The sequence below is a fragment of the Sphingosinicellaceae bacterium genome, from assembly GCA_019285715.1.
GTDB lineage: Bacteria > Pseudomonadota > Alphaproteobacteria > Sphingomonadales > Sphingomonadaceae > Glacieibacterium.
Genome location: CP079108.1, coordinates 4,014,041 through 4,032,228, shown reverse-complemented (window position 1 = coordinate 4,032,228; position 18,188 = coordinate 4,014,041). Strand labels below are relative to the sequence as shown.

Genomic DNA, 18,188 nt, shown 5'->3' with positions numbered 1-18,188 from the left:
ATGACCCGTGAACGTAAGCGGAGCAATGCCGACCAAGTACGCGCGACGACGTTCAACGATCTGACCGGCTATGACCAAGGCGGGTCCATCACGGAAGTCGAAACCACTTTGAAGAAGGGTCGACTGAACACCTACGACGTCACGCTGGCGGCGTTCGCCTTTAACGCTCCCGGGTATATCGCGGCTTCCGCAATTCCCCTAATCTATGGAGTAGTCGGGCACGCAGCGCCGCTTTCAATCCTGATTGCGTTCTTGTTTCCCATGTGCGTTTTGGCATTCTGTCTGATCCGCCTGGTGCGGGCAGCGCCTTCGGCCGGCGGCGTCTTCACCTTTACCGAGCGTTTCGTCCACCCCGGTGCCGCTACGATTCTGGGTTGGACCTATACCGTCATGGCCGCGACCACCGCTCCGCTCACCGCAGTCATAGGTGCCCAGTATATCCAAGCGCTCTTCCCTTCCCTGGCCGGGGACTACCAAGCGCGGATCACCGGCACGGTGATGCTGGTCGTGTTCTCGGTAATCAGCAATTTCGGCGTGGAATTGACGGCTAAAATCGCGGGAGTGCTGCTCGCGTTCGAGATCTTCGTCGTTGCCGGTCTCGGTCTTTGTGGCCTCATCGCTCCTCAGGTCCACGACATACCTGTCCTGTCGCTCTATTCAATCGGCGCAGCAGGTGACTTGATGGCGGTTGGTCAAGGTATCCTATTCGGTGTCTTCATGCTCGCGAACTTTGACTCGGCGATCAACTTCATCGAAGAGTCCAAGGTGCCGGTACGTACCGTTCAGCGGTCGCTGGTCTTGGTCCTCTGTCTGGCGCTCGTCGTCTATAGTCTCGCGGCAATCGGATGGCAGTTCGCCGTCCCGATACCAGAGCTGATCAAGGCAAGCGCGACGCCGGGTGACAGTCCAATCGCATCCGTCGCTGCGGTCTATCTGCCACACTCGCTCACATGGATTGCGTCTCTAGTCGTCGTTACGTCCAGCTTCGCGGGCATGCAGGCGTCGCTCAACTCAGGCGCACGGACATTGTACCGTATGGGAGAAGAAGGACATCTTCCGGCGAAGGTTTGCCGAGTCAATCGTCATCAAGCACCTTCCAACGCGATTTTCGGCCTAGCGTTTGCAGGCGTCATCGCAGTCTGGCTCCGGCCAATCGCGAATCTTGTCTGGTATATCGACACTTTCACGATCACGCTGGTGCTGTCCTATGTGGCGATGCTCGCTGCGTACATTCGGCTCGTATGGTCGAAGCATCTTCGTTTGACGGCTTCGGCCTTGTCGCTTCTTCCCACGCTGGCGCTCGTCATGCTTGCCTATGTCGCGTATTCGGCGGGCATCTCGTCGTCAGACCCGTCCGCCAAATACAACGCCTGGTACATCGGCACGGCCGTACTGCTGAGTGGCTGGCTGCTCGTGTTCCTGAACCGTCGGCGGCGCAAAGCGCATCAGTCGGATCACGACACCAGAATAAATGAAGGGCGAGCAGGCGGTCCCACGGCGGACTGACGGCCAGGGTATAGCGCAACGAGGGGCCAGGTGGGGACGAGGCGGTAAATGGCTCCGCACGGAATGGGCCAACGTCATCCAAGTGCGCAGCAACGGCGTGCCGATAACCGGCTCCACCTTATAATTCCTGACCGATCAGCTCAACTGAGACACCCGTCGTGCGAGGACAACGGTCGGATCAACGTCGCGGTCTCCACGACCCGGACCGTAGGATCCGTAAGGTCGAGACCGTCTACAAACAGTTGATCCGCGAGTGGTGCTAGGTGCTTCGCGCCAAGAGCGTCTGCCTGGGCGTACCGCTGGTGCCGCTGGACGACGAAGCGGAGCCACGGACAGTACGGAAGCGCAGCGCAATGCCTCAACGGTGGAAATGCGAGATCAAGGCCAAGCTGCCGGCATAGTCGACGCAAGTAGCTTGCGCACGTTCATCTCTGGGCTTCGGTTGACGGACGTCAACATAGCAAATTGCCTGCCACGACCGTCCGGTGGAGTTCGGTCGGGCCGTCCCAAATTCGCATCGTCCGCAACTTCGAAGCCATCAAGTGTAACTGCAGCTCGCGCGCAGGCCCATCGCGTAGTGGTGTTGCATGTCGCGGTCGACGATCGTTAAACCAGACCGGTCGCGTCCGCCTTGATCATCGAGATCTCGAGCCGGACGTCGTGTCCCTCATCGAGCGTCCAGGCACAATCATAGTTCATCAGGCGTGTGGCGTGGACCCGGGTAGCGGGCTTCGCCGTCGCGCATCTTTGCTTGATTTTATCTTCGATTGCCAAATCCGATATGTTCATATTGTCTGTTTGGAACGCCACTTTGACTTCACAGGTTTTCGAATCGACAATAGACAGCAAGCGTAGTCTTGAAATCATCAATCAAGCTAGGGTCCTCGTTATGACAAGCATGTCAGCCTCGTCTGTGATTGCGAAGTGCGAACGAATATCAAGATATCGAAATCTCGAATTCGCGTTTTTTGCAGGTATAGCGCTCACCATAGGATGGTCGGGCAATGCAGCCGCTGCGACGTTCTCCGGTGCCGTCTACGCCGGAACTAACAAGCTTGACGGTAATTCGCTCTCCGCATTTGGCCGTAATGCCAACGGCACACTCACACCGATCGGCAACTATGCGACTGGCGGTCTGGGCGGCATTTTGGCGCCCGGCACTACCAACGATCCGCTTGCCGGTTCCGATGCCGTGTTTAATGCCGACAACCGGTTTATCTTGGCTGTCAATGCTGGCAGCAATACGATCTCGTCCCTTCGGGTGAATCGCGATTTCAGCCTGTCACTCGTCAACACCGTATCGACCGGCGGAGTTGGCCCGAACAGCATTGCCTACCGTAACGGACTTGTTTACGTCTCTAATGCCGACACCGATGGCAAGTATACTTCGATTTCTGATCAAAGCGGCAACATCACCGGCCTTAGGCTTGACAAGACCACAGGCATGCTGACGCCAATCGCAGGCTCGACCCGCGAACTCGGTGTTCGTCCAGCAAATGTCGTGTTCTCAACAGATGGCAAGCACGTCCTTGCTTCAGGACAGAACGCAGGCGGAGCCCTGCTTCCTGAGCAAAGTTTGTCGCAACTGCAGAGCTTCGGCGTGCAGGCGGACGGCAATCTGACTGCTGGGGCGCAGGGTACCGTCATATCGACTTTGCCGGGCAGTCCGACCGGGCGCAATCTGCCGTCGACAATCGGTTTTGACATCGTCAAGCGGGGCGGTGCCGAGATCATTGTCGCGACCGAATCTCGCGAAATCCAACCCGACGGCATTCTTGGCGGGCTAGAACAACTTCAGACAGGTTCTGTATCGACATGGAAATTGAACGCCGATGGCTCGATGACACCTCTCTCTCAGGATGTTCTTACAGGTCTTTTCAAGACCGGCCCGAGCCTGACCGGTGGACCGGTCAGCACATGCTGGGTCATCATTTCGCCCGATGGCCGGACATTTTGGACGGCGAGTGCGGCGGACGCCGCAATTTCTAGTTTCAAATTGGACGCCGACGGCATTGCGACTTTGATCGACGACCGCGCCGCTGTTGGCATTCCCGCGGTTCCCGGCCTCCCCGACCCATTCGTCAACGCGGATCTGTTCGACGATATCGCGGTAAGCGCCGATGGCAGATACATCTACCAGCTGCTTGGTCAGAAGGGGGGTATAAATGTTTATAACGTCGGCGCCGATGGTTCTTCATTATCGTTCTTGGAACAAACCACGGGACTGCTGCCCGAACTCAATATCACAGGTTTGGTATCGGTGACCGCGTCGGTGCCTGAGCCAGCGACTTGGGCGCTGATGATCGGTGGTTTCGGCATGATTGGTTTCACCATGCGTCGCCGCAGCACTGAACTTGTCCGCAGCGGCAAGGTCGGGAAAGCTTACGAACGATAGAACTGTTTATTTTATGCCGTTTGCAATGCGGCGTTGCGCTCAAAGACGTCAAGCATGCGCTGTAATCTTTCACAGGCATGCCTGACCGTATGCGACAGGTGCGTCGTAGAATGAGAATGCGCACTCTTCCATGTCGAGCGTAGCTGGATCAGTGGCAAGGTCTGCCGCGCTGACGCAAGGACGCGCATTGAGCTTATAGCGGGGCTGCGTTTGATCTGCCCCTGCCCGAGTGGTCCATCAATATGATCGTCTGGATCACGAAAAGGGACCAGGAGTGCCGAGCAGGAGGGTATCCGTCAGGTGCGCCTTGCCGGGCCGGCATGGTTGGCTGACGTGGAGCTGGTGCAAGCGACGGTGTTTGCACCGGTGTCAGCGCCGGTGCGATGATTCAGGTGACGGTGTTTTCGCGTGTTGGGCGGTGTCGCGCGTGGATGGGTGAGCAGAAGCGGACGCTGGTCGCGGCGATGTGCGAGCCGGGCGCGAACGTTGCTGAGATTGCGCTCTGCGCCGACCTTCGGCCGAGCCAGCGCACCGTTGGCGGCGGAGGCAACAAGGCAATAACAATGGTCTCGGACCACTCGGTGGAGGCCGATCACTTCGCGGAGAGGAGCGACTGATCTCGGCGACGACGACCGGCGGAACTGGGTCAGGTCACCAAAACCGGAGAAGGACGATGATCAGCTACGCTCGGTGCTAGTCCAGGCCCTCAGGTGGGTCACATCCGCTTTGGCAAGATTCGGGTCAAAGCAGCTTCAAGCGTGATGCCGAAAACGATGTGCGACATGGCTTCTAGCCCATGGCGTGCGGCGTCGATGCGCCACGGCGGTGGCTTCAGGCCGGCCAGTGCGAGACCCGTCTCGCCAACAATGGTCCATACGCCGAGGCCGTAGAGCGTCCCGCCGCCCCTCCTGACAGCCGGCCAGCGATCGCTTAGCACGCCATATAGCGCACCCAGACCGACCCCTGTCGCGAAATGCACGACTGTACCGCCGACGCGGGCCTCGCTGGGGCCGAGTCGATGACCGGCTGCTTGGCTGACGATTACGGCGACCTTCTCTGGTGGTGACACCAGACCGTCGGGAGCCGGCGGCAGCTTGGTAAGTCCCCACGCGCTCTGGAATACCATCACCGCCGCCGATGATACGATGCCGGCGAGTGCTCCGGCGGCTGCGCGCGCGGCGACACCCGGCAGTTCCGCCGGGCGCGGATCGAAACGGAAAACCTTGAACGGCAAATCGAGACGATCGCCGGGTCGAGCCAGCGCTGGCGAGCGCGGCAATTGGGTGCAGACGCAGTATATCGCCCCATCCGGGCCGCGCATTAATCCGTCGGGCCAGAACATATCGTCGCGCTTAACGGGCTCGTCGTAGCTGCGGTCGATGCTGGAGACACGCCCGATGGCGTTTGTCTCGATCACCGTCAGATAGACATTATCATCCTCGTCCATGCACATGCCACCCGAGTTCGGCTTGTCGGCATAGCGTTCGAGCCTTGCTGCTAGCGCCGCGTCATCGAGCGCCGGGTCGAGCAAATCGGCGACCTGCAGCCGCCATAACGAATGACCGTTGAGTGGCGACAAATACAGCCAGCGCCCGGCGCGGTCCATGACGATACCGTCGACACCGACGTGAAGCGCGGTGCGCGAGCCGTCGAGTTCGTTGCGTTCGATCCTTTTGCCGTCGATGACCAGCGGCCGGCGCTCAGCCATGATCCCTTCAGCTCCTTCGAGCCGCCGTTCGGCCGTGCCGGTCTCTATATCGACCACGATGAGCGCGGCCCGGCTGCCGTCGCCGCCGCCGCCAGCGCCCTCGTCGGCTATATAGACCTTGCCGCGTACCTCATCGACGACGAAGTCGTTAGGCTCGGAGAACGGTGTCGTCACCTCGGGAGGCAAGGGTATTACCCGCCACAGAGCATCGGCGCGCGTGTCCCAGACCACGAGTTTGGGCTGGATCTGGGAGCGCGTTCCCATATCTGCGAGCCAGATTCGACCCTGGCTGTCATCGTGTAAACCGAGCACCGCGTCGAGATAGGCCATCGGCTCATCTCCCGGCGTATTCCACGCGAGATTAGGGAAAGGTGATAGTGACCCGTCGGCCTCGAAGATCGATACGCGGTGCGGCGTTTCGTACATCGGATGATGACTAACGACGAGCTGCCCACTGGCAGTAAATGCGCCGTTGCCGAGCGGCGTGTCGGTGCTCGCGTAGATCGTCGATGCTAGCCGGTTCATAGCGGTTGCTCCGTGGTGACCAGCCCCGGGGCGAGGTCGGTGATGTCGCGCGTGCCGGTCAGCGCCATACAATCTAGCAGTTCCTGGCGCAGCAGATCGAGCGCCCTGGTTGCGCCCTTGCCACCGTGCGCGGCCAACCCGTACGTCCACGCCCTGCCGCTGAGGCAGCCATGCGCACCGCGGCCCATAGCGCGGACGATGTCGAAGCCAGTCAGCACGCCGCTGTCCCAAAGCACCTCCACCTCGCTGCCGACGGCGCGCGCAATTGCGGGAAGCACCGATATCGTCGACGGCGCGCCGTCGAGCTGACGGCCGCCATGGTTCGAGACGACGATGGCATCGGCACCGAGATCGACCGCCCGGCGCGCGTCGTCGACCGTCAGGATACCCTTGAGAATGAGCCTGCGGGGCCACAGCGACCGTACCCAGCGGATCGTCTCGGCGTCGATCGACGCATCGAGATTGGCATTGACCCACGCCGCAAGCGCCAAGACGTTTTTCGCCTCCGGGTGTTCCTGCGCCATCGTCGCGAAAGTCCAGCGGCGGCTCGAGAGCATATGGACGAGCCATGGCAGGTGGCCGAGTATGTTGACGACGTTGCCAGCGGTCACCCGGATCGGCGAGGTTAGGCCGTTGCGGTTATCGGCCCAGCGCTGGCTGTGGACGTGGACGTCGAGCGTCACTACAAGCGCCGAACAGCCGGCGGCATCGGCGCGGCGGATAAGATTCTCATTTACCGACCGCTGCTTCATCATATAAAGTTGTGACCAGAACGGTCGGGTCGTCGCCGCGGCGACATCTTCGATCGACGCAATCGAAAAGCCCGACAGGCAGAACGGCAACCCCGCCGCCTCTGCCGCGCGCGCCGCAAGGAGCTCGCCATCAGGCCAGACAATTCCGACCATGCCGACGGGGGCGAGCGCTAGCGGCATGCTTGCGGCGTCGCCTGCAAGGCTGGTCGCTGTCTTGATATGCGAGACGTCGTTCATCGTTGTGCCGGAGAACGTCAACGCGTCAAGATCTGCGCGATTGCGGGCGAGGGTCAGTTCGCGATACGATCCGCCTGCGACATACTCGTAAACCGGTTTTGGCAGCCGCGACTGCGCGGTGCGCCGCAAGTCGTCGATGTTGATCGCGTCCATGGCTCAGACCTCGATGAAGTCACGGATCAGGGCGGCCGTGGCCTGCGGGCGTTCGAGCGGGAGCAGGTGTCCGGCGTCGGGTACAATACGTAATGTCGCGCCGGTCAGACCGCGAGCAATTGCCGGCGCCGTCGCTTCGCCCATGACTTGGTCGTCATCGCCGCTGACGACCAGCGTACGGAGCGTAATACAGCGCGTTGCTGCCGAAATGTCGTCACGGCTGCCGTGTTCGAGCCACCACCGCCACGCCGGTTCGGCAACGCGTAGTTCGTCATCGACCACAATGCTCAACGCCTGTGGCGACAAGCGGCTGCCGATTGAGCCGAGGTTCTTGCGTGCGATCAGGCGGTTGCCAAAAGCGTCGAGGTTCGCCTGCCGGTCCGCATCGGACATCGGCTCGGGAGTTGGCGGTGACGCGGCAAGGAGGATCAATCCGGTCAGCCCGACCGGTCGCCGCGCCGCTAGGGCTAGAGCGATCTTGCCGCCCATCGAATGGCCGACCGCGACGAACGGTGTATCGCCAGCAATTGTCGAAAATGCATCGGCATAGCCGTTTAGAGACAGGTCGCGCGGCGCCGGCGTACCGCCGAAACCCGGCAAGTCGGGGACGATACAGTCAATGTCGCCGCCGATCGCGTCGACGAGCGCAGCCCAGGATCGCGACGACCCGCCGAAATAATGTGCGAAAACCAGCCGCGGTCGGTTCATGTCCGGCGATCTCCCGGAAGCACGTCGCTCAGCACCTGCCGCGCTGATTCGACGACCAGATGCGCGCCGCCGGTGTCGCCCTTCAGCATAGTCGACATAAACTTGCGTGCTTGCTCGAAGCTGATGTGCGGCGGCAGCGGCGGCACCTCGGGATCGGTCTTCACTTCGATCACTGTCGGACAGTTGCTCGCCAGCGCCGCATCCCACGCCGCTCCAAGCGCGTCGGGATCGTCAACATAGATTGCATTCAAACCAAGCGACTCGGCGAACTTTGAATACGCGACGTTAGGAATGAGTTGCGTCGCGTCGAAGCGCGGCTCTCCGAGCATGACGCGCTGCTCCCACGTCACTTGGTTCAGGTCCTCGTTGTTGAACACACAGCAGATCCACGTCGGGCTGATCCAGTCACGCCAATATTTCTTGACAGTGATCAACTCGGCCATGTTGTTCATCTGCATCGCACCGTCGCCGACCAGTGCGATTACCGGTCGGTCGGGATGGGCGAATTTAGCGGCGATCGCATAGGGCACCGCTGCACCCATCGACGCGAGGCCACCCGACAACGACGCCATCTGGCCGCGCTTGATCCTGAGATCGCGGGCATACCAGTTGGCGCAACTGCCTGAGTCGCTGGTGATGATCGCGTTGGCAGGCAGGCGGGGCGACATTTCCCAAACGACACGCTGCGGGTTGACCGGCGTCGCATGCATGAAAGCACGGTTCTCGATCGTCGTCCACCAGTCGGCAACATCGGCTTCGATCTTGTTCCGCCAGGACCGGTTCGTCTTTCGGGTCAGCAGGGGGAGCAGCGCGCGCAGAGTTTCGGCACTATCGCCATGAAGATTGACCTCGCTTGGATAGCGCATCCCGAGTGTTTGCGCCTTGATGTCGATATGGACACAGCGCGCCTGACCGTCTTTGGGCAGGAACTCCGCCCAAGGAAAGCTGGTGCCCACCATTAGCAACGTGTCGCATTCGTCCATCATATTCGACGATGGCTCAGTGCCGAGCAACCCGATGGTACCGGTGACGAACGGCAGGTCGTCGGGCAGCGCCGCTTTGCCGAGAAGCGCCTTGGCAACGCCGGCCCCGAGTGCGTCAGCAACCGCAATAACCTCGTCGTGCGCGTGCATCGCGCCCGCGCCGATCAGGATAGCGACCCTTGTACCAGCATTGAGCACCGCCGCCGCATGGCTCAGTTCGGTGTCGTAGGGCACGATCTTAGGATAAGCATAGCCAACACCCGACCGGACGAAACCATGTTCACGCATCGGCTGCTCCATGGCCTGCATCTGCAAATCGGCGGGCAAGATGACGACGGTCGGCGCGCGATTGGCCTGGGCGACACGGCATGCCTGGTCGATAACATGACGCGTCTGCGCTGGAGCGACGACCTCCTGGACATAATCGGCAACGTCGGCGAACAGGCGGTCGAGATTGAGTTCCTGCTGGTAATGGGCGCCCCGGACAGTCTGCGCGGCCTGACCAGTGATCGCCAAAACCGGCTGGTGGTCGAGCTTCGCATCGTACAGTCCGGTGACCATATGCGACGCGCCCGGGCCGCCGGTCGAAATGCAGACGCCCATCGTGCCGCTGAACTTAGCATACGCCGATGCCATGAACGCCGCCATTTCCTCGTGCCGCGCCTGAACGTAGCCGATCCGCCCTTCAACACGCTGCAAAGCGGCAAAGGTACCGTTGATGCCGTCGCCCGGGTAGCCGAACATCAGCCGGACGCCCCAGTCGTGAAGTCGTTCGATGATAAAATCGCCAACAGTCTCGGTCATGGTCGCCTCAATTCATGTATCTGATTTAACCTGAACGCCCGGATATATTGTTCAGACCTCAACCTTGAGCTTGGCCGGCATCGTCGTCGTTTCGAACAACTCGCCATGCGGTACGATCGTAATCTGCCCGAACTCCTCGAGCAGCATACGATAGGCAGCTGCAACCGGGCGTGGATTGCGGTCGAGATCGTAGAGGCCGCATGGGTTGACGTTGCCGTTCTTGACGCCAAGCGCCGTATCCCAGTCGATCTGGTCGATTAGACTGTACCAAGTGAAACCGAGTACCGGCACTCCGTCGCGGCGCATCTTCAGGACATTCATCCACTGCTTCCACAGCCAAGTCGGCGCGGCGGCAGCGTCGAAGACGTTCGTCTCGGTGTGCATAACGGGTTTTTTGTAGCGATCGTGATAGGCGCGTGTGATGTTGTACCAGCCGAGCACATCTTCGGCTGGGCACATCCCGCCGTCGGGCTTCAGAATGCGTTCGTTGTGCCCGTAATAATCGTTGCCCATGATCTGATACCCCGGCGGCTCGCCGGCCATGAACCAGTCGTATTCCTCGCGCGTCAGCCCGTTGTCTGCCATCCAGTGGTCGACCTCGGCGTCGAACGGAAAAGCGTAGAGCAGGTCGAGCGCGATGAAGCGCTGCTTGTTCTGCAGCCGCACCGCGTCGGAAACCGTCGCCCGCGCCTCATGCAGATACTCGGCGCTTTCCGACTGCACGATGACGCAGTCCGGACGGCGCGCCGCAATCGCCTGATTGCCAAGAATGCTGGCGGCAACGCAATGTTTGAGTGCATTGACAAAGCTTCGATCATCCTTGCGCTGCTCGTTCCACAACCCGTCTTTCGCCGACAGGCGCGCATTGACGTAGATTTCATTGACCGGCGTGTAATAGCGCACCCATGGATAGCGTTCCGCAACGGCATCGCAATAACCGTGGAAAAGCATGGGGAAGTCGGGGTTCTGGAAATTGCCGATCCAGTCCGGAACTCCGAAATGGCAGAGATCGAGTATCGGGGTGATGCCCAGCCGCTTGATTTCGGCCATCACAAGATCGGCGAACTCCCATTCGAACTTGCCCGGCCCCAGCCAGACACGGTGGATCGGAAGGCCGTAGCGCAAGACCTTGATGCCGAGCTCGGAGGTCAGGCGCAGGTCGTCACGCCAGCGATCGTAATGACCGCATTCGAGCAACTGGTCGCGCCGCGTGCGCCCATTGTCGATGGTAGGATTGGAGCATTCGATACCCGTTGCGAACATGAAGTTGCTAGCATTGCCCGTAGGCAGGCCGCTGCCGTCGCCACCGCGCGCACCGCCGAACTCGTCCCCGGCGTAGTTGCCGTCACCGAACTTGCGCTTGACCATATCGAGAAAACCAGTGGCCATCAGGTGTCTCCACGCTTGTTCCGGCTCAGGAAGCGGTCCGCAGTTCGCAGCGACAGCGCCATGATCGTCAGCGCGGGATTCGCGGCGAGCGCACTCGGGAACACCGAATTGTCGCAGATTGTCAGGCCGGGGACGTCGTGGACCCTACCGTCGGCGTCGACAACCGAGGTCGCGCGATCGTCACCCATTCGCGCGGTGCCGATTGTATGGGCGAAACGGTCGAACGACCAGACGTCGTGCGCACCCGCGGCGTCCCAGATCTGCCGCATGACACGCTCGGCGTGGGCGGTAAGGCGGCGTTCATTGTCGCCAGCCGTGAAACGGATCAGCGGCTTAGGAAGGCCACGTGCGTCGAGTTCATCCGAAAGCACCATTTCATTACCGCTGTGAGGCAGGCAATCGCCGAGAATGTTGATGCCAGCGACATGATTATAGCCGCGCATGTGCCGCCTTAGATCCTCGCCCCATAATCCGCGACCGCGCGCTATCTGGCCGGCATAGGTCAGAGGCATGACGCCGATCGATTGGAGCAAGTAGCCTCCGGCGAAGTCGGCGTCGGCAGGACGGTGCGTATCTTCCGAGATCAAGCCGCCGGGAATGCCCTTGTACGGGCGGATCATATCGTCGAACGATCCCCAAACCTGCATGCCTGTGTGCGCCATGAAGTTCTTGCCGAGTTGGCCACTGGCATTTGCCATGTCATTGATCATCAACAACCGTGGCGTCTCGATTGCACCTGCACACAGAAAGGCGTGAACGCATTTCTGGCGGTGCTCGGCGCCCCTGTGGGTATACACCACGCCGGTTACCGCACCTGTCCGATTACGTTCGAAACTTGTCACGAAGCACTCGGTGCGCAACTCGGCACCGTGCATCAGAGCAAGCGGGATATACGTGACATCCATGCTCGCCTTGGCGCCGGTTGAGCAGCCCGCCTGGCAGAAACCGCGATTGCTACACGCAGGCCGCCATCCGACGCCGGGCTGAAAATACGACCCCGACAGCGCGGCGTTGGCGGCCGCCGATGTGCGGATACCAAGGGTGCCGCACGCCCGCTCCATCAATTGGGCGGCACCGTTCAGCGGCAGCGGCGCGAGCGGGTAGCTTGTAGCGCGCGGCGGCCCCCACGGATAATGCGCAGGGCCCGAAACGCCGAGAAAAGCCTCAATCTCGTCATAATAGGGGGCCAGGTCGTCGTAGTCGATCGGCCAGTCCGCACCGACGCCGAATTCCGTCCGGAGGCGAAAATCGTCTGGCTGCGCGCGCGGCACGTATGCCGTGTAGTGAAGCGTCGAGCCGCCGACGCCGATACCCGAATTGTTCTTGCCGAAAGCCAGCGGGTCATCACCGCCGCTCAACCGTTCGTCCATCCAAAAAAGCTTGTTTTGAGCCTCTTCGTCGGTCGCGAAGTCGGCCGCGGGTGACCAGTGGACACCAGCCTCGAGAGCCACGACCTTGAGCCCGGCGGCGGCTAGCCTGGCCAACAGCGGTGCGCCGCCTGCGCCCGTTCCGATGACGACAGCATCGACAGGGTCGTTGGCCGCAAAACGATTGGTCATGATTGGGATGATGTTTCTTTCGCCAAGGGCTCGGGCTCGTGCGGCGCTCGCGCGCCGATGCCGACATCCTGCCAGCCGCGAGCGTCAGCCATCCCGAGGTAGCCGATTTCTTCCTGAGCGGCAGGATGCGAATAATCGATGTCGACGAGCAGCGACAACAGCTCCGTGAACCACAGCGCCGGATCAAGCTCTCCCCAACCGGGAGCACTCACGCGGCCGAACTGGATCTCACGAAGTAGATCGTCCTGTTGGGATACCGACAATTGCGCGAATGTCCTGCCGTAACCGGCGTCCGCTGCCGCGTCGACGGCGGAAAGACCGCGCTGATGCGCCTCGATGTCGTTCGGAAGCTTCGCAAAACGCCAGCCGTCGCCGCTGCCACTAGCCAACCGGTCGTGCATTTCGCGCGCATGGTCGATCGGTGCGGAGCGTCCACCTTGGGGCAGAAGCCGCGCCGCGATCGCTTCCAAAGCTTTGAACTGGCCGGCGTCGAAAACTGCGACACCGGTTCGCGGCTTAGAGTCCAGCCGTGTGCGAAGCGCCGTGCTGGTCGCAGGCGTCATGAACGGGCCGTCGATTAGGTCTGTCACCGTTCCGGTGGGCCAGGCACAGTCAAAAGTCGGGTTAACGCTCATGTGGCGCGACCGTCGATTCAGAGGCGAGACCATCGAACATGACCGAGGCTTTCATTGTCAGCGGGCGATACCGCATCAACGCGAAGCGACAAGCATACTTGACCGCACGAAAACTCGCTCCGTTCGGTTTCAGGTGCAACGGCGCTAAACCGTTAATCGAGCCAAGCGGCGACCAAAAAGCGCAATAACTCCGAAGATGTAGCATGAAAAGGTGATGGCGAATGCAACGCCCCCGCAACCGGCACGCGATCGGCTCGTTTGCGTAGGCCATATTTTGCAGCTGCTATGTAGCCACGACCTGACGTGGACTATCGTCGCTCGCTTCAGGTTGAATAAGGCGGTTCGGAGGCGGATTAGGCGAACGCCTAACTTGCAAACTCCCCTCGGCCTAATACGGCTTGGTCGCCCTAGTTTACGATCCTGCTCGCACGTTAGGCAATGACGTTGAATGGGGCGCGTGACCAAAATCGTATGTCTGCGAGCCTCTCTTCATCCTTTTTAACCGCCGCCATGCGAACACGAAAAATGCAAGCTTACTTTGATCCCGGCTCCGAGCCGGACGGCGTATACGTCGAGCTGGTGTCCGCCCTCTTTCTCGTGCTCTGGCCAACGCTCATCATGGCAATGATCTTCATCACTGTGGCGGCGGTCTCCTACCGTACCTCGACGGGCCTGATCGCCGTCTTGGCGGCAAGCGTCGGCGTGACCGGCGCCGCAGCGTCGGCGGTCAAAATGCTCTTATTATACGCCTTTCGGGACCGACGGTCGGAGCGGGCCCTTACGGTTGCGCAGGCGAGGCAGTGGGAGCGCGGCTACGCTTATTGCACGTGGGTCTTCTCAATTGCGGTTGGCGGTCTCGCGGCGGTGAACTTCAGCCGCCCATCAGCGGTGTCTCAGTCTCTCGCAGCCGCCCTGATGTTCGGCTACTGCGCTGGCGTGATCGTTCGCGGATTGGTGCGACCCCGAATGTGCACGGTATCGCTGCTGCTTGCCGCGGTGCCTGTCGTGGCCGCGGCGGTGCTGAACGGCCGTTCCGGAGATTATCTTGTGGCCGCGATCTATGCCGTGTTCCTACTGGGCAGCGTTGAGAGCGTGTGGAGCGGTTATAGAGTCGCGGCGGGTCAGATTACCCAGCGCGATGATATGGCGACCGTGGCGCGGCACGATGTCCTGACCGGGCTCGCGAACCGCCTCGGGCTTCGCGAGAGTTTCGATCGGATCATGAAGTTCAACGACCACGACGACGTGAGGCTTGCCGTCCACTGTCTCGATCTCGACCATTTCAAGCCGGTCAATGACCGTTTTGGTCACCCTGCCGGCGACGACCTGCTGCGCCAAGTGGCGGAACGGGTGCGCTCGGTCATCGGGCCAGGCGATGTCGCCGCCCGCACCGGCGGCGATGAGTTCGTCGTCGCGCAACGCGCGGCGCGCAGTCATCACGAGGTACGACTTTACTCGCAGCGGTTGTGCAGCGTCATCTGCGCTCCCTATACCGCCAAGGGACACGTCATCCACGTCGGTGTTAGCGCCGGCTTCGCAGTCGCTGGCCCGAGTAATGTGACGTTGGATGGACTGATCGCGATCGCGGACGAAGCGCTGCTGCTGGCAAAACGTGAAGATCGTCGCGGGGCGGCTGTGGCGGGGGTGATCGAAGATCCGACTTGATCGAATATCCGACTTGATTGAAGAGAATGCCCACGATGCTTTCAATGCGCGAAATTAATTTTGTCCAATGTTCGCACCTGACCCTTGTAGATCACAAACTTCGCTGTCAGCGATGGGTGGTTACGATATGCATGCAAAAATCTACGTCGCGGAAGATATGAGTTCCGGCCACAAGCCTGACAAACTGGTGAGACCGCACTGCGAACGGCAAAAGCGGGATGGCACAGGATTAAAGTCGGTCTCCCCCTTAGAGGGTCGTCGGTGACTGCACCGCCTAACGTCCGTCTAATCAGGGCCGCCCAAGGTGTTGTAGCGAACAGCGAGGTGTACGCGGCTATCGAAGCGGGCGGGACAAAAAATCGTCGTCCGTGTCGTGGAGCTCTGAGCGACGTTGGTGCAACATCAATGGCCTGCGACGTCACCGGCGACGTACGCTTCCGGTGAGGGCCGCCTTGAGTGATTTGACGGCTGCGGTGACGTAGCACTGGTGCAAGCGACGGTGTTTGCACCAGTGTTAGCGACGGTGCGATGGGCCAGGTCACGGTATATTCGGGTGTCGAGCGTCGTCGCCAGTGGAGCGACGAGCAGAAGCGGGCCTTGATCGATGCGGCGTTTGCGCCCGACGCGATTGTCGCTGAGGTGGCGCGGGCCGCGGATGTCCGACCGAGCCAGATCTATCGGTGGCGTCGCGACCTGTACGGCGCTGGCCACGCGGGCGCGGGCTTTGCGCCGGTCGTTGTCAGCGCCGACCCCCGCGATGTCGCGCCAGCATCATCACCGCCGCCGGCGATGCTGGTCGAGATCGGTGGCTCGGTCGTGCGGATCGCGGCGGACGCGCCGGCAAAGCTGGTAACGGCGGTGTTGCGGTCGCTGGCGCGGTGATCCCGGTCCCGGGTGGCGTCCGGATCTGGCTCGCAACCGGTCACACCGATATGCGTAAAGGCATGCACGGGCTGGCGCTGCAGGTGCAGCAGGGGCTGCGCCGCGACCCGCACGCGGGCGACCTGTACATCTTCCGCGGACGCACCGGTGGCCTAGTGAAGATCCTGTGGCACGACGGCCTCGGCACGTCGCTTTATGCGAAGCGGCTCGACCGCGGTCGCTTCGTCTGGCCTTCCGCGACCGACGGTGTCGTCGCGATCTCGGCGTCGCAGATGGCGTGCATGTTGGAGGGCATCGACTGGCGTAACCCGCAGCATACATGGCGGCCAAGCGCTGCGGGATAGGGTCTTTTCCCAAGCCAGACGACGCCAAAACGCTTCACGGTTCCTCGCGATTTTGCTAGGTTGTGGGGCGATGGAAGCGTTGTCTCCCGCCGATATTATTGCGCTCCGACAGGCGCTTGACGAGGCACGAAGCGATGCCGCCGTCGCCCGGGCCGACGCCGCCAACGCTCGCGCGATCAACTCCGACCTTGAGGCCCGCATCGCCCTTCAGGCGCTCCAGATCGCGATGCTCAAGCGCGACCGGTTCGGCCAGCGTTCGGAGCGCAGCCGGCGATTGATCGACCAGATGGAGCTGGTGTTCGAGGAGGCCGAGGCGACCGCCGCTGCCGACGAAGCCGCCGCCGCACGTGCTGCCGCGAAGACCACGACCGTCACCGCGTTCGTCCGCGCCCTACCGTCGCGGCAACCGCTGCCCGCGCACCTGCCGCGCGAGCGTGTCGTGATCCCGAGCCCGACCTGCTGCGCCGGCTGCGGCTCGGACCGCCTGTCGAAGCTCGGCGAGGATGTCACCGAGACCCTTGAGGTGATCCCGCGCCGGTGGAAGGTCATCCAGACGGTGCGCGAGCGCTTCGCCTGCCGGGCCTGCGAGCGCGTCAGCCAGCCGCCGGCACCGTTCCACGTCACCCCGCGGGGGCTGTTCGGCGCAAGTATGCTGGCGATGCTGTTGTTCGAGAAGTTCGGGCAGCACCAGCCGTTAAACCGGCAACGCGACCGTTATGCGCATGAAGGTGTCGATCTCAGCCTGTCGACGCTGGCCGACCAGGTCGGCGCCTGCACCGCCGCGCTTAAACCACTGCATCGGTTGATCGAGGCCCACGTCCTCGCCGCCGAGCGCCTGCACGGCGACGATACCACGGTGCCCGTGCTGGCCAAGGTCAAGACCGACATCGGTCGCATCTGGACCTATATCCGCGATGACCGGCCATTCGGTGGCCCAGCCCCTCCAGCAGCGCTGTTCCACTACTCGCGCGACCGGCGCGGTGAGCATCCGCGTGATCATCTGGCCCACTATAACGGCATCCTGCAGGCCGACGCCTATGCCGGGTACAACGAGCTGTTCAAGCCGGGGCGCTCAGCCGGGCAGGTCACCCGCGCGCTGTGCTGGGCACACGCACGGCGCAAGTTCTTCGTTCTCGCCGACGTCGCCACCCAGGTGAAGCGCAAGCCCGACATTGCCCCGGTGATCTCGCCATTGGCGCTCGAGGCGGTGGCGCGGATCGACCGTATCTTCGACATCGAACGCGCGATCTGCGGCAAGACCGCCGAAGGGCGGCTCGCCGTGCGTCAGGAACTCGTCACGCCCATCGTAACCGAGCTCGAACACTGGCTGCGCCAGCAGCGTGCGACGCTTGCCCGGCATAATCCGGTCGCGGTGGCGATCAACTACATGCTCAAGGACTGGCCCGCGTTCACCCGGTTCCTTGCCGATGGACGGATCTGCCTGACCAACAATGCCGCCGAACGAGCCTTGCGCGGTGTCGCCCTCGGCAGGAAGTCGTGGCTGTTCGCCGGCTCCGACCGCGGCGGACAGCGCGCTGCGTTCATGTACTCGCTCATCGTCACCGCCAAGCTCAACGATATCGACCCGCAAGCGTGGCTCGCCGATGTCCTCGCCCGCATCGCCGACCTCCCACAGCAGCGCCTCGCCGAACTGCTCCCGTGGAACTGGCGACCCGACACCTCAGACGTGCCGCTCGCTCAAGCCGCCTGAGCGTGTCGCAGCGACCCTGCGGCCCTCACCGGATGCGTACCCGGCGACCGCGTTAAATAGCATAGTTGACTGCGTGGAGGATGCATTGCCGGGAGGTGCCCACATCGCGAGCATCGGCATCGCCGCGTTCGGCACTGTGATCATCGGCCCCTAGTCTCCAGACCTAGGCCTGATGCTAACAACCACAAAGCCAGGCTGGTCGGGATTTAACCTGCGTAAAGAGCTGGTCCGC

Annotated in this window: 14 protein-coding genes and 1 pseudogene; 7 read left to right on the top strand and 8 right to left on the bottom strand. The window is 61.7% G+C overall.

Going from position 1 to position 18,188, the window contains the following annotated elements; genetic code table 11:
• Positions 1 to 1,506 (top strand): APC family permease, encoded by a 1,506-nt coding sequence (locus KX816_18595; GenBank protein ID QXQ06165.1) that lies wholly within the window; start codon positions 1 to 3, stop codon positions 1,504 to 1,506.
• Positions 1,507 to 1,958: 452 nt separating this feature from the next.
• Here KX816_18595 and KX816_18590 read toward each other — a convergent pair.
• Positions 1,959 to 2,373, bottom strand: a pseudogene (locus tag KX816_18590) (acyl-CoA dehydrogenase family protein).
• A 973-nt stretch (positions 2,374 to 3,346) separates the two neighbouring features.
• Here KX816_18590 and KX816_18585 point away from each other — a divergent pair.
• The gene (locus KX816_18585) at positions 3,347 to 3,901 is read left to right on the top strand and encodes a PEPxxWA-CTERM sorting domain-containing protein (protein ID QXQ08669.1); all 555 of its coding nucleotides are present in this window, start codon (positions 3,347 to 3,349) and stop codon (positions 3,899 to 3,901) included.
• A gap of 431 nt (positions 3,902 to 4,332) precedes the next feature.
• Positions 4,333 to 4,518, top strand: a complete 186-nt coding sequence (locus KX816_18580) for a hypothetical protein (GenBank protein ID QXQ06164.1) — start codon at positions 4,333 to 4,335, stop codon at positions 4,516 to 4,518.
• 98 nt (positions 4,519 to 4,616) lie between these two features.
• Here KX816_18580 and KX816_18575 read toward each other — a convergent pair whose 3' ends face one another.
• The 7 genes from KX816_18575 to KX816_18545 are packed head-to-tail and all read right to left on the bottom strand — an operon-like array spanning position 4,617 to position 13,282.
• Positions 4,617 to 6,134, bottom strand: coding sequence for a DUF1440 domain-containing protein (locus KX816_18575; protein ID QXQ06163.1), 1,518 nt, complete (start codon positions 6,132 to 6,134; stop codon positions 4,617 to 4,619).
• Entirely contained in the window at positions 6,131 to 7,276 is a 1,146-nt protein-coding gene (locus KX816_18570) for an alpha-hydroxy-acid oxidizing protein (GenBank protein QXQ06162.1), read from the bottom strand. Before KX816_18570 ends, KX816_18575 begins: the two co-directional genes overlap by 4 nt.
• Positions 7,277 to 7,279: 3 nt before the next feature.
• Entirely contained in the window at positions 7,280 to 7,984 is a 705-nt protein-coding gene (locus tag KX816_18565) for an alpha/beta hydrolase (GenBank protein QXQ06161.1), read from the bottom strand.
• Entirely contained in the window at positions 7,981 to 9,771 is a 1,791-nt protein-coding gene (locus KX816_18560; protein ID QXQ06160.1) for a thiamine pyrophosphate-requiring protein, read from the bottom strand. Before KX816_18560 ends, KX816_18565 begins: the two co-directional genes overlap by 4 nt.
• A 51-nt stretch (positions 9,772 to 9,822) precedes the next feature.
• Positions 9,823 to 11,139, bottom strand: coding sequence for a family 1 glycosylhydrolase (locus tag KX816_18555; protein ID QXQ06159.1), 1,317 nt, complete (start codon positions 11,137 to 11,139; stop codon positions 9,823 to 9,825).
• A 20-nt stretch (positions 11,140 to 11,159) separates the two neighbouring features.
• On the bottom strand, positions 11,160 to 12,722 hold the full coding sequence (locus tag KX816_18550; GenBank protein QXQ08668.1) for a GMC family oxidoreductase: 1,563 nt from the start codon (positions 12,720 to 12,722) through the stop codon (positions 11,160 to 11,162).
• Positions 12,716 to 13,282 carry a gluconate 2-dehydrogenase subunit 3 family protein gene (locus KX816_18545; GenBank protein ID QXQ06158.1) on the bottom strand — a complete coding sequence of 189 codons (567 nt, stop codon included), beginning with the start codon at positions 13,280 to 13,282 and terminating at the stop codon, positions 12,716 to 12,718. Before KX816_18545 ends, KX816_18550 begins: the two co-directional genes overlap by 7 nt.
• A gap of 510 nt (positions 13,283 to 13,792) precedes the next feature.
• Between KX816_18545 and KX816_18540 the strand changes: the two genes are divergently transcribed.
• From KX816_18540 to KX816_18525, 4 genes are all read left to right on the top strand, one after another.
• Positions 13,793 to 15,019 carry a GGDEF domain-containing protein gene (locus KX816_18540; GenBank protein ID QXQ06157.1) on the top strand — a complete coding sequence of 409 codons (1,227 nt, stop codon included), beginning with the start codon at positions 13,793 to 13,795 and terminating at the stop codon, positions 15,017 to 15,019.
• Positions 15,020 to 15,547: 528 nt separating this feature from the next.
• Positions 15,548 to 15,901 carry a transposase gene (locus KX816_18535; protein ID QXQ06156.1) on the top strand — a complete coding sequence of 118 codons (354 nt, stop codon included), beginning with the start codon at positions 15,548 to 15,550 and terminating at the stop codon, positions 15,899 to 15,901.
• Positions 15,898 to 16,245, top strand: a complete 348-nt coding sequence (tnpB, locus tag KX816_18530; protein QXQ06155.1) for an IS66 family insertion sequence element accessory protein TnpB — start codon at positions 15,898 to 15,900, stop codon at positions 16,243 to 16,245. The genes KX816_18535 and tnpB overlap by 4 nt, the downstream gene beginning before the upstream one ends.
• A gap of 70 nt (positions 16,246 to 16,315) precedes the next feature.
• Positions 16,316 to 17,956 (top strand): IS66 family transposase, encoded by a 1,641-nt coding sequence (locus KX816_18525; protein ID QXQ06154.1) that lies wholly within the window; start codon positions 16,316 to 16,318, stop codon positions 17,954 to 17,956.
• Positions 17,957 to 18,188: the final 232 nt, after the last annotated feature.

Bases quoted from the DNA above. Each gene is read 5' to 3' on its own strand.
- KX816_18580 (QXQ06164.1), top strand. From the start codon at position 4,333: ATGGGTGAGCAGAAGCGGACGCTGGTCGCGGCGATGTGCGAGCCGGGC.
- KX816_18560 (QXQ06160.1), bottom strand. From the start codon at position 9,771: ATGACCGAGACTGTTGGCGATTTTATCATCGAACGACTTCACGACTGG.
- KX816_18535 (QXQ06156.1), top strand. From the start codon at position 15,548: ATGGGCCAGGTCACGGTATATTCGGGTGTCGAGCGTCGTCGCCAGTGG.
- KX816_18555 (QXQ06159.1), bottom strand. From the start codon at position 11,139: ATGGTCAAGCGCAAGTTCGGTGACGGCAACTACGCCGGGGACGAGTTC.
- KX816_18540 (QXQ06157.1), top strand. From the start codon at position 13,793: ATGACGTTGAATGGGGCGCGTGACCAAAATCGTATGTCTGCGAGCCTC.
- KX816_18525 (QXQ06154.1), top strand. From the start codon at position 16,316: ATGGAAGCGTTGTCTCCCGCCGATATTATTGCGCTCCGACAGGCGCTT.
- KX816_18545 (QXQ06158.1), bottom strand. From the start codon at position 13,282: ATGACGCCTGCGACCAGCACGGCGCTTCGCACACGGCTGGACTCTAAG.
- KX816_18585 (QXQ08669.1), top strand. From the start codon at position 3,347: ATGACACCTCTCTCTCAGGATGTTCTTACAGGTCTTTTCAAGACCGGC.
- KX816_18595 (QXQ06165.1), top strand. From the start codon at position 1: ATGACCCGTGAACGTAAGCGGAGCAATGCCGACCAAGTACGCGCGACG.
- KX816_18570 (QXQ06162.1), bottom strand. From the start codon at position 7,276: ATGGACGCGATCAACATCGACGACTTGCGGCGCACCGCGCAGTCGCGG.
- KX816_18575 (QXQ06163.1), bottom strand. From the start codon at position 6,134: ATGAACCGGCTAGCATCGACGATCTACGCGAGCACCGACACGCCGCTC.
- KX816_18565 (QXQ06161.1), bottom strand. From the start codon at position 7,984: ATGAACCGACCGCGGCTGGTTTTCGCACATTATTTCGGCGGGTCGTCG.